Genomic DNA, 12,259 nt, shown 5'->3' with positions numbered 1-12,259 from the left:
GCGCCTGGCTGGGTTCCGGTCAATCCGGGCTGGCTTGCAGGCGGTGATGCACGACATCACGGCACTGCTGGCGATGGCGATGCGCCGGCCGGAAGCGAAACCCTGCTGAAACTTTGAATCAGCCCTGAGCTGGAGGTGGCCGCCGTGCTCGGCGCGGAGCGCCATGAACGAAGTGAGGACAGGCTTGGTTACCGCAACGGCAACCGAGCCAGGTTGCTCACCACCCAGGCCGGCGACATTGATCTCCGCATTCCCAAACTGCGGTCTGGGAGCTTTCACCCGTCGATCCTCGAGCCACGTCGGCGCGTGGATCAGGCCCTCTATGGCGTGGTGATGGAGGCCTACATCAGTGGCATCTCCACCCGCAAAGTCGATGCCCTGGTGGCCTCCCTCGGCTCTGGAAGTGGCATCTCCAAGTCCGAGGTGAGCCGCATCTGCGCAGGCATCGATGTGCTGGTGCAGGCCTTCTTGAACCGGCCCCTGCAGGAGAGCGGCTACGCCTACGTCTTCCTCGATGCCACCTACCTCCACGGCCGGCTTGGCCTGGGCCAGCAGGTCTGCTCCAGAGCTGCTGTGATCGCCATGGGCGTCAATGCCGACGGCCGCTAACAGCTTGATTCGACTTACATACAAAACCGAAACCCAAAGCGTTTAGTTTGGCAACCATCGGGTACCTCTCGGGGGTGCCGCATGGGAATATGTAGCACAATTGAATTTATTGTGCAACCAAAAGACATAAAACTAACTGGTATACATTACTCCATCATCAGCGACTTGAAAGCCCCATGATAAGGTCAATAAAGCGCATCGCAATCGCTGGGTTCAATGCACTGTGTATCTTTTATGCTACAGCCCAACCGGTTACAGCACAGAATAGCACCATCGGGGAAATTTCTAGCGCCAAGCAATGCATTACGCTGAAGTTCGATGGAACAATAAGAGACTTTGACATTCTTGCCAGCTCCATTGCAACAAACGGAAGCAACATTCAGAATATATTTGATACAATTGCCTCGTATAAGCAGCTTCTGTCAGCTCAGCGGTATTTCCTTCCGTCCATTGCCGCTACATTCGAAGGAAGCTATAATTACAATCCTGAGACCGGTGTCCTCGCCGGAGGGTCCAACAGTTCGTTTATCAATCCATCGTATTTGAGCAACGAACCAACTCTGAGTATTAACTGGAATTTTTTTAATCTCTCGCAGCAGTCATTTATTAGGTCTCAAGATTATACTTACAAATCAACCAAGTACAATACTGCGGCCGAGATGCTCCAGTCAGTTGCATCAGGTATTAATAATTACATCTCACTCGTCCAGTCTGCAAATTTAGTCCGTACATCTTGGATGGTCCTCTCTTCTGTCAAGCAACAATTAGAAGTTATCACTGCCCTAAGGCTAGCTGGTCAGCGCTCCTTAATTGATGAGATAAGCATGAGGCAACAGTATGCGTCATATAGAAATTCATACCTGACAAACCTGACAAATGTAGAATCAAGCCTCCAAGTTATTAATACTTTAACATCGCAGCCAGTTTGCAATAGTCCGAGCAATTTACGCGAATATCAAGTCTCATATGACGAACTCGCCCAAAAACCACTGGACGACACTTTAGATTCCATCCTCAATCTCTTTCGGAGCAATCCTTCATACGTTGCCCTCTTGCAGAGTGAAAAAGCAGCCTATTTTCAAGGAAAGAGTCTGATGCGTACATATTTGCCTACATTTGGATTGTCTGCAAATGCCTCACTAACCAATGAAACAGGTAATATTCTCGGTCATAGTTCTTCTCAACCGGGGCGTCAATATTCAAATGCATACACAAACTCTGTTATGCTTTCAGGTAATTGGAATTTTTACGACGGCGGTCAGAACTATGCCAAAGCCAAAGCAAGCTTTGCCACAGCCGAAGGCTTTAAATCTTCTGCTAGGCAGACAATGCAGTCCGTTGTAGAGACTTACAAATATTCACTTGTTAACGATAGGATTCTCAGGCAAAATATTTCTGTAGCACAAGGAAGTATTGAAGACGCCGTCAGAGCAGGTAAACTGATTGAGATCGCCTACAAAGCAGGTTTCCGTACTTATCTTGATATGCAAACAAGTGCACAAAATACATTTTCTGCAATGAATACAAAAGTAACGACAGAGGCAAGCTTTGCGGGCAATTATTTCCAAGCACAGCAAGTTATTAGTTATCCAGTCCTGCCGAATACCTCACAGATTATAAGGAGATTTTTAGATTCTGCGTCAGATAATCAGCTTGTCGAGTACACCAATCAGTTTAACAAAGATCAATGAATAAACAAATCAAGAGGACTTCTAACTCGAAGCCTTGGATTCATCGTGGAAGCGTAAATCCCGAAAAACTAAATGAAGTTGTAAAGATAATAACCCCCCCCACACTTTTATTTTCAATACTTTCTTTCGGTTCAGTCGGAGGATTGATTATTTGGTCAATTCTTGGATCTCTTCCTCAGACAGTACAGGCTCCAGCAGTATTTATTTCTCCTGAAACTCTGACTGAGGTTAAAGCTGAAAGTGACGGTAACGTATATTTCTATGATGATTTAGAGCCATCAGTACTCAATGAAATTATTCAATTCAATCAGACGCTATCTTCTGGTTTAGTTGATTCATCGACTCTTGCAAGTAAAGGTAGTTTCTCCAACTCAAACTCTTATTTACTGCTTGATTTCATTGACTTCTATAGCAGAGCCACAAAGCTATCGATTAGTGAGCCTCGTGCTCTGCTTCGCGTTGGTATCGATCGCGAAATTGAAGATGAATTTCAGAATGCTAATCTTCTCGATTCAACGTTGATAAACGCGGGCGTCCCATTTGCTTACATACTTAATCCTATTACTGCGGCAAGCCTTGGGCAAGCCGCTAACACTTATAGGCTATCTCAGTCTGCAGTTGAAAGTCAGATGAATATGAACATTGATGTTACCTCCTCGTCAAGTGATATCGTAAAGCAGCTAAAGCATCAACAACGCGAGTTAATTGCGCTAGAAAAACAGGGGATAGTTCCCCAGACCCAAGTATTAAGCGCGAATCAAGATCTGCTTAATGCTTCTACGCAAAACATGAATTCTGTTCTTGAACTGAAAAAGGCAAAAAGTCAACTTATACAGAATAAAGTAACCCTTAATACAGGTGTAGCCAACGCTGCACAACCCATTTTTGTAACAAGGCCCTACAAAGGTATAATTATCGCAAAAGTTGTCAGGTCTGGAAACAAAGCTAAAGCAGGTCAGACAATAGCCTTCGTAAGCTACAAAAGAAATCTTTCAGATCTAGATATCATTACTGCATTTATACCTCCGGGTGCTGCTAAAGGATTGCGTTCTGGAATGGAGGTACTAGTCAATCCAAGTAACGTTGATACAAATCAATTCGGCTCAATCATGGGAACTATAAATGGTTTATCTTCTGTCTCAATTGCAAGCGATTCTGCAAGTGCAATAGTTGGATTCAAGAGTCTAACAGATGAAGCTTTTAAGCAGTCGGGTACGATGTTTTTAGCTACAATTAAGCTGAGATCCGCGAAGACATATTCGGGATATCAGTGGAATACATCAATAGGTCCTAACTATAAGATACCGATATCAACTCCGGCAACTGTTACAATTATATCTAACCATATTGCTCCTGCAAGCCTTCTTTTGCCTTTTATGAGAAGTTTTACAGGCATCAATTAATGTATAAAGCCGTACCCACAACCTTACAGATGCAATCCGCTGATTGCGGGGCAGCATCCTTAAAAATGATACTTGACTCTTATGGGCAGAAACATACATTAGAAGAGGTACGCACTTCAATTGGTATAGGAAGAGACGGCTCAACTATTGGCGATATCAAACGCGCTGGAAGTTTACTTGGTATTGAGCTAGAAGCTTCACGTATTGAGAAGGAAAAAATTTGGTTTGTCACTCCACCATGTATAATTTGGTGGAATTCAAATCATTTTGTTGTATATGAAGGTACACGTAAGAAGACTTTCTTTATTAATGATCCTGCAATCGGAAGACGAGAGCTGGCCCAACTAGATTTTACAAACCAGTTTACTGGCGTCGTCATAAGACCAGTTGACCCAAGTTTTACGGGTAACTACACGTCTCCCAACATAATCACTAATGGATCTTTGTTTGAATTCTTTTTGGGTTCATCTTTAAAGCCAGTTTATCTTGTCATTGCGTTATCTGTTTCTAGTGTAGTTCCTTCCGTATTATCTGCTCAGATTACATCATATTTTATTGACACTATTCTTGGACAAGCCGAGTTTCTTGCAGCACTTCCTTTATTATGGCTCCTATTTCTGCTTTCGGGAGTCATTTCAGCTGTTAATTTTTTATCATTTCGCATTTCTAGTCAGGTTGCATATATTTCATCTATCACTAAGACGGTAGAGTTTCTCCGGTCTATGGTCAGTAGATCATTTACATGGTACGCAAATCGCCAGGTTACTGAGCTTGCAACTCGTATAATGGTTCCCTCAAAAAGTGTCTCTACCTTTATTTATGAACTCTCAGCGCAGATTGCGACGCTGATATCAACGGTCCTTGTCATAATATTCTTGATGTTTGCCAGTTGGCAGATTGGGTTGTTTTGTCTTTTTGTTGTAGTAATTACATTTTATTTTGCAATAACTATAAATCTTTCTGTGGACAATCAGAACAGGCTTATCTCAATCGAATCAGGTAAACAGCAAGGCCTCGCTCTATTGACTCTTTCCGAAATCAATCTGGTAAGGACTGCAGGTCTTGAAAATCAACGGTTTGCCACTTGGGCAGGTTACTATACAAACTTCGTTAACTCTCAAATATCAGTTTCTAATAGCTTGAGTTTTATAGGGCTAATTGCCAATAGCGCTTTCTACTTTCTAAATGTAGGACTTCTTGTTCTGGGTCCAATTCTTATTATCCATCATTCTATGTCACTTGGTGACTTTATAAGCGTTTCATACTTGATGGGCATGATAGGCTCTGGTATCATTTCAGTACCTAGCATTTTAGCTTCTCTGCAGGAAATAGCTGCACCGGTTGATCGAATAAAGGATGTATTCGAAGCTCCAGACGCTGCTTCTGATGATAAAGATTTATCAACCATTAACCCGCAAGATTGCGGTTCTAACATTTCGACCTTAGTTTTTGAGGATGTCGAATTTGAATTTTCGCCAAATAACAAGGTCTTTAATAAACTCAAGTTTGAGACTGAGCTTTCCGGGGTTATAGGAATTATAGGTCCACCTGCAATTGGGAAGAGCGTTTTACTGCAGATGTTAGTGGGTTTCTACAAGCCTACTGATGGAGAAATAATGTGGAAAAGCAAAGATGGCTTTTCTTCATCTTCAAACTGCCTTGGTTGTATTTACCTTCCGCAGCAACCAGTTATTATTGAAGGTTCTTTATTGGACAATATAGTACTGAAAGACGACAGTATAACTCACGAAAACAGTATAAATGCTTTGCGACAATCAGGATTATTGACGTCTTCGCGAGGCTCTAAGTCTTTATCTGCAGCGACTAGACTGGACTTTGGTGGAAACTCTATTAGCATTACTATTCAACAACGAATATTTCTTGCAAGAGCTTATGCCTCAGCATCAAAAGAAAGAATATTAATAGTAGATAATTGCTTTGATCAATTAAATCGAGATGAGTTGTTTATACATCTTGAGAGGTTCAGGAGTCTTTATTGCTGCTTGTTCATTGTTTTAGATGGCGCTGATGGTGCAGCTTGTGATTATATTCTAGATTTAACTTCTTTAAATCGTCTATCTTCAACACCTAATTCCTAGCTATGACACACTCACTTAATCCATCGGGAGTGCCTCCAAATTCTGACAGCTCTATTCTTTCACAGTACAAGTCATTTTTAGATGCTGGGAAAGATATCTCAAATATTGATTACAGAGCATATCCTCTCGCAACCTGTTGTAAAGCCCTTTCTCTACTAAAAGCAGTTCCAGAATCTGAACTAATTGTTCCTTCGGATAATGCCTCTGTTGAAGATATTCTTGAAGCAAATGCTATAAGATTTAGGATGGTTTTTCCTGAAAATCATTTTGATACTTTTGATTTCGGAGTGCTAATCGGAATACCATCCCATCAAGGTCTAGATGACTCTTATCATGATGTTTTTTTCAGATTGCAAACTGTAACCAACAAATACAGAATCAGCAAGAACACGGATAACAGCAGTCTTATTGTCTTTTCCAAGCCAATGAGCATTACCGTCAGCGAATATGCTTATTTTCTTGAGGTATATCCTTCGCTTCCTTACACAGTAAACTCAATTGGTTCGTTCATTTCGTTTATTTTCAATGAGTTTCGTTCTGATTTTGGGTATGTAATCTTATTCTCCCTCCTTGGCTGTAGTCTTCAATTATTATTCCCATCGCTTACTGTATATGTTACATCAAATGTAATTTCTCTTGGTGATGAAGGTTATGCATATCAGATCGGCGCTCTTTCTTTGCTGTTAGGCATTGTCAGTTCAGTAAGTCTTTTTATACAATCTCAGTTCGTAAACAAACTAGAAACAGAATCTGATAAGCGTGCGCAGACCTCAGTCTGGGATAGACTTATGAAATTAGAGTTATCGGAACTATCAGAATATACCAACAGCGACCTAATGCTTCGTGCCTCTGCGATCAGTCAGATTCGAACTCTGCTAAGCAGTTCTAATATAATATCACTGGTAAATCTCCTGTCTTCATTCGTCTATGTTCTTATCATGTTTGGCTATTCGGCCACCGCGACGGTAGCGGTTCTTTCCCTGATCATAGGTTATATGCTTATACTTGTCATCAAGGCAAATCAAGGTGGTAAAATACTTGCAAAAAGCCTAGACATTTCTGCTGAAATTTCTGGTTATACGTACCAGTTCTTATCAGTTTTTCCCGAATTGAGTGCTCGTGGTATTGTACCTAAATGGGAGTCGGGTTTCGTGGAGCTGTTGAGCAAGGCTCAAGCAGCCACGATGAACTATAGAACCCGTGATAATTCTATTGACTTATTGTCAAAGTCTTTTCAGTCTCTTGCATTTTGTGTGAGCCTTGCTGCTATCCTTCCGACCATTAATATACAGTCATCTGGCTTATCCCTTGAACTTTTTTCTATATTGGGATACACTTCAGCCCTGACTCTTTTTTCAACTAATCTATCTTCGGGTACAATTACTATAGCTAATAGCCTCGTAAATGTTCTCGCTTATTGGAAGAGATCGCGTCCTTTAATTTTTGCACCAATTGAGTCGGGTTACAACCCTTCGAACATTGATGTGGCACTTACTGGTAATATTGATATAGTAGACTTGGTCTTTTCTTACGCAAAAGATCTTGAGCCAGTATTAAACCATATCACTATAGATATTAAGGCTGGTAAATCTCACTTTCTAGATTGGGAATCTGGATCCGGTAGCAGTACTTTATTTAAGCTTTGTCTTGGTCTTTATCCAGTTTCACAAGGACATATCTTCTATAGCAATCATAGTATTGATACCATAAATATATTATCTCTTCGAAGGCAAGTCTCTCTTGCGCCACAGTCTCCATTCGTCCCATTTGGTGCTTTAGGTGAGATATTTAATGGACCACTAGCTCAATCTGATGACCAGCTTATCGAGTTTATAAAGAGTTTTCATCTAACAAGCTTGATAGAAGGTCTTAGGATGGGTCTCGATACACCCATTCCTCCTGGAGCCGGGTGTTTTTCAGTTGCCCAGCGCCAACTGTTATCTTTGGCTAATGCAGTGTCTCGTAAGCCAACCATCTTGATGATTGACAATTCTATGTCTGCTCTTTCTATGGATATGAAGATTTCAATACTGACCTTCTTGGGTGCCAACTCTATAACTACTGTCTTAGCCGGAAACAGGTCCGATTCTGATCTTTGTGAACTTGTAATCAAATGATATACGTATTCGCAGGTCCGTCAATTTCTGAAGAAGCTATAAAAGTTAGTTTATCTTATGTTACTGTGCTTCCACCGATTCGTGCAGCAGATATTTTGAGCCTCTTGCTTTCAGCTTCCCTGCCGCGCCCATCTTGCATTCTTATTCTTGATGGATATTTCTACTCGACTTTGTCAGTTCGCCATAAAGAGATTATCTATGCACTGAAGCAAGGTATTCCGGTGTTTGGTGCTTCTTCAATGGGGGCTCTACGTGCTGCCGAGCTTGCCGATTACGGTATGGTTGGCATTGGTAAAGTATACGATTATTTTGCTTCAAACCCATTAACTTCAGATGACGAAGTTGCTATTCTGCATTCTGATTCTTTTCCTTACGAGCCCCTATCGATTCCTCTTGTTAATCTAAGACTTACGCTTAGTGATCTGGCTAACACTAATAAGATATCGCCTTCTGATGCTGACTCTATCCTTCGCTCCATAGCTTCAATCCATTTCTCAGAACGTACAGCTAAGATAATTGATTCAAATGAGACTGTCCGCAAGCTTTGTCCAAATCTTTCATCTTTAATCGTCGACTGGAAAATGAATGATGCACTTCTTGCTGTCAGAACATTGCCTAATTTGTTAGATGATTATAAACTCACTAATGTTCCGAAGCTTGACACCATCTCGCTTGGAACCCATCAGATCAACTTTTTTATGGACTCAGACCCTGGACGTTATGTCAAGGCTGGCGATAGTAGTGTCTCTTATACCCCATCATATCCCCAAAGAGAAGCTTCATTGATTGATTTATTCTATTCACTTAACCTCATGGCTGCACTCCAGTTCTCAAGAACTCTGGGTATTAAGCCTAGTCCTAACCTTTACGGCATATGCCGTCAGATTGTTATTTTATTAGCTCCGAGAGTTCAGAGTATACCTCTAAATGACCATGCCGAGGTCGATAGGCTTAGTACGTATCTGGCGACTTTATTTACACTTTATGCTAGTTTAGCAAATCACTCAGCTATGCTTGGTATTCAAAAAGCCCTTTCCGATCTTGCTGTAATTTCTTCTGTTTTCGACGAGTTTCATAATGTTAGTTCTAATCAGCTTTCCAGTCTTTTATCGTCTCTGAGTGAGGGGAATGCTGAGTTTGCGGATATCGTTTCCAAGTGTCTGGAGGTAGGACTTGACAACTGATAGTGCTTATTCCAACAATTGGAGAAAGCTTCATTCCAGCGAAGCTCTTAAGCTACTCCTGCCAAGGCTTAAAACCTATGGGATCACTAGGGTGGCAAATATTACTGGTCTTGACTTTCTCAGCATTCCTGTATATACAGCTTACCGTCCACGTGCTTTCTCGCTGGTTGTATCTTGTGGTAAAGGTATTACTCATGCTGATAGTGCTGTATCTGCAATAATGGAGTCTATTGAAACAGATGTTGCTGAAAACTTTCCATCCGAACTTCTATTGCATGCACCATATTCTACGATTAACAAGGATTTAAGCTTGCATCTCGAGTACATTCCAGTCTTGGAGTCGAGTGTATTTAATGTTGATACAGTATTTAGTTGGCTTCCTTGTAGAAACATGTATACAGGTAAAACAAAATATGTTCCAGCCGCCTCAGTTGGTCTTTCTCATCATCTCATACGAGATCCTCTTAATACCTTTGTTTGGGGCTCTAATGGTCTGGCGTCAGGTTTTAGTCAGGACGAAGCAAGGCTTTCGGCTTTATATGAACTTATCGAACGTGATGCTGTCATTTCTTGGCAGATACTTATTCGCAGGGGCATGGTAAAAGATGCATGTATTGATCTTAATACTATTAGCTATTCAAGCACAATAGGTCTTGTTAATGCCATTCATGAGGCAGGCCTCCAGCTCTATCTATTTGATCGTGCTTCAGATCTTGGCCTGCCTGTATATCGTGCCGCAATCTACTCTCCATATGACACAACAATTCGTTTCGCCGAAGGCCTTGGCTGCCACCATTCTGATGAAATTGCAATAAATAGAGCAATCACAGAAGCAGTACAGTCGAGGACTGTCATTATTGCTGGTTCCCGTGATGACCTTACTCTTGAAAAGTTTCATTCATTGTCTGAGATGAATATCAATGAACAATATCTTGAGCGACTAATCTGCGAAAATCATTCTCCACTGAGTAATGAGTTTTTAAAATCCTTTGACGCTGTAGATGATATACTTCGGCGTTTACGCCAGAAAGGATTCTTAGATGCTTTTGAGTTTGTCTTCCCGCATGAGGTAGAAGAAATATCGGTCGTTCGTGTAATTGTACCCGGCTTGCAGTCATACTCTCATCGTCATTCAGTTCCACTTAATAGATCTGTGCAATTTATTCCTAGACTCTCTGGCCTCAGAAGCGCTTTACATAGATTGAGAACATCTTTATAGCCATTTAGCCATCTCTTCTTTCGCGTTTCTTAGGGTTAATATATTCGTTAATGATATATATATATGCTATGCCACATCCAAGAGCTATGAACCCTGCCTTAAAATTGATTATGCTACAGGTGCAAGCAATCAGCAATATCGCTGCACTTTTAAAGGTATGGACTGATGCGTCATGTACTTTAATGGCACTTAGTTCTGATCCATTTGCTTTTGAATGAGCATGCCTGGCAGTGCGCAATAGAAATACATGGCTTGTATATGCAGTGGCAAGAGACATAAGTGCCAAGAAGTCTATTAGCTGAGTCCCTATAAATAACTTCGAATCTTGCGCAAGGTCTACCTTCCTAATCATTGCTATCTGGAAGGAAAGTGTGGTCACTGCATTGCATGCCAAACTCGTAAGATTAAGTATTGATGCTCTCTTCCTCAGAATATAGTCAGACCTCGCAGAGAGTGAATGAAGTCCCCAAAGGTCGAATGATACAAGTGCAATTATGACTAAAAAAAAGAGGTACTCACAAGCAAGTTTTAACGATGAAGAATCGTTAATATCTCCAGCTGCATTCGCCCGAATGAGTTCACCTAGATAACCAGGGGCACCAACAAGCATGAGCGTTATGTTGATTCCATAAAGGCCATCGATGAGGCCAATCCAGGTGAGACTCGATTCTGGATGCTTGTTGCTTCCGTAAAACATATAGAACCCAATAAGAAAGGCTTGATTGAAGATAGAAGCCCAAGACGTTGCAAGGGCTGCAAGAAGATGCAAAGTTGTCGAGTGCGGTGACTTTCAGGAAGGTTGTCACTCATTGGCTACCATTTAGGCGGCCTGGAATAAGTGTAGTGCCAGGAGCAGCTCGGGCTCTTCTGCTGGCTTGTTGATCCACACTTCTGCCGGTTGACTCCAGCAGCGGGCAGGGCTAATTCAAAGTCTGTCACAGACGTCCTTGCCGGTGCTGTCAGCATTGGTTGAGGTCGGCGGAATCGCCCCCTGCATGTGCTTGAAAGCGTCTCTGCTGCAACCGATCTCGATCTGATCAGCTACCTGAGGCGGTGCCAGCCAAGTCGGCCGCCGCTGCATGCACCGTGACGGAGCGTTCGATTGCCGCCATGGAGGCCATGTCTCGTTCTCCTGCCTGGCCCGTCCAGCAGCGGTCCGGTCCAAGGATGGGGCCCATCTACCGGCCTGGCCTGCCTTGCGGCCACTCCACCGCAAACCTGCCGCACGCCCTGCAGAACGGGCCCAATCACCAGAGGCTCTCAGCCAGATTTTCAGCCCTTGGCCGGTGGCCCGCCCAGGGAATTCTCGAGCAGATAGGCCGCCAGATTGGACAGGGAGCGTCCCTCCATCGTGGCCCGCCGCTCCAGAGCGACATAGAGGGAAAAAGGAACCGTGACCGACAGTCTGTTGGGCTTGAGAAATGCAAATTGATCACGATCAAAGCCAGCCATTTGCATGCTCAAGAAACCTGAACTTTTAGCCAGCTCAAGCAGATTGCAAGAGCTTGGCCTAATCGGAGGCCAGCAATCCCGCAGGACAGGACAGGACAGGACAGGACAGGACAGGGCTATCCGCGGTTGCTCGTGTAAGTTTTTTCTGTAACACTTCGAAATCCGCAATTAATTCAAAGCTCAGCAATCAGGCCGGGTGAATTGCTTTTTTTATCCCGTAATCCCAGAACTAGAAAAGCACTGTAGCAACCACTACCAGACAACCGGGATCAGCAAGGACGACGGGAAGCCACCACCAAGCTGGTCAGCAGAATCCAGTCCAGCGCTATCGACCAGCAAGTCGCACGGCCTGCCGCCACGGTGACTTTCAGGAAAGTTGTCACTCCTGGGCTGCCATTCAGACGGCCTGAATTAAGGGTAGCGCCAGGGTCAGTTCGTGCTCTTCCGGTGGCTTGTTGATCCACACATCTTTGGGTTGATCCCAG

The 12,259-nt window shown here is 43.0% G+C and carries 8 protein-coding genes and 1 pseudogene; 7 read left to right on the top strand and 2 right to left on the bottom strand.

The window, feature by feature from the left end:
• Positions 1-126: 126 nt before the first annotated feature.
• From KBY70_RS14035 to KBY70_RS14005, 7 genes and pseudogenes are all read left to right on the top strand, one after another.
• Positions 127-606 (top strand): annotated as a pseudogene (locus tag KBY70_RS14035) (transposase); the annotation flags it as partial.
• A gap of 179 nt (positions 607-785) precedes the next feature.
• Positions 786-2,300, top strand: a complete 1,515-nt coding sequence (locus tag KBY70_RS14030; protein ID WP_254988926.1) for a TolC family protein — start codon at positions 786-788, stop codon at positions 2,298-2,300.
• Positions 2,297-3,703, top strand: a complete 1,407-nt coding sequence (locus KBY70_RS14025) for a hypothetical protein (RefSeq protein WP_254988925.1) — start codon at positions 2,297-2,299, stop codon at positions 3,701-3,703. The genes KBY70_RS14030 and KBY70_RS14025 overlap by 4 nt, the downstream gene beginning before the upstream one ends.
• Complete coding sequence (locus tag KBY70_RS14020) at positions 3,703-5,802, top strand: cysteine peptidase family C39 domain-containing protein (RefSeq protein ID WP_254988924.1); 2,100 nt, start codon at positions 3,703-3,705, stop codon at positions 5,800-5,802. Before KBY70_RS14025 ends, KBY70_RS14020 begins: the two co-directional genes overlap by 1 nt.
• Before the next feature lie 2 nt (positions 5,803-5,804).
• Positions 5,805-7,919 carry an ATP-binding cassette domain-containing protein gene (locus KBY70_RS14015; RefSeq protein ID WP_254988923.1) on the top strand — a complete coding sequence of 705 codons (2,115 nt, stop codon included), beginning with the start codon at positions 5,805-5,807 and terminating at the stop codon, positions 7,917-7,919.
• Entirely contained in the window at positions 7,916-9,103 is a 1,188-nt protein-coding gene (locus KBY70_RS14010; RefSeq protein ID WP_254988922.1) for a TfuA-like protein, read from the top strand. The genes KBY70_RS14015 and KBY70_RS14010 overlap by 4 nt, the downstream gene beginning before the upstream one ends.
• On the top strand, positions 9,093-10,322 hold the full coding sequence (locus KBY70_RS14005; protein WP_254988921.1) for a YcaO-like family protein: 1,230 nt from the start codon (positions 9,093-9,095) through the stop codon (positions 10,320-10,322). The genes KBY70_RS14010 and KBY70_RS14005 overlap by 11 nt, the downstream gene beginning before the upstream one ends.
• 4 nt (positions 10,323-10,326) lie before the next feature.
• Here the strand turns inward: KBY70_RS14005 and KBY70_RS14000 are convergent, their stop codons facing one another.
• Both KBY70_RS14000 and KBY70_RS13995 read right to left on the bottom strand, forming a co-directional pair.
• The gene (locus KBY70_RS14000) at positions 10,327-11,019 is read right to left on the bottom strand and encodes a hypothetical protein (protein WP_254988920.1); all 693 of its coding nucleotides are present in this window, start codon (positions 11,017-11,019) and stop codon (positions 10,327-10,329) included.
• A gap of 575 nt (positions 11,020-11,594) precedes the next feature.
• On the bottom strand, positions 11,595-11,774 hold the full coding sequence (locus KBY70_RS13995; protein ID WP_094559932.1) for a ribbon-helix-helix domain-containing protein: 180 nt from the start codon (positions 11,772-11,774) through the stop codon (positions 11,595-11,597).
• Positions 11,775-12,259 lie beyond the last annotated feature (485 nt).

The organism is Cyanobium sp. ATX 6E8, assembly GCF_024346335.1.
Lineage (GTDB): Bacteria > Cyanobacteriota > Cyanobacteriia > PCC-6307 > Cyanobiaceae > Cyanobium_A.
The sequence above is the reverse complement of the archived record's forward strand: the minus strand, read 5'-3'. Positions and strand labels throughout refer to the sequence as shown.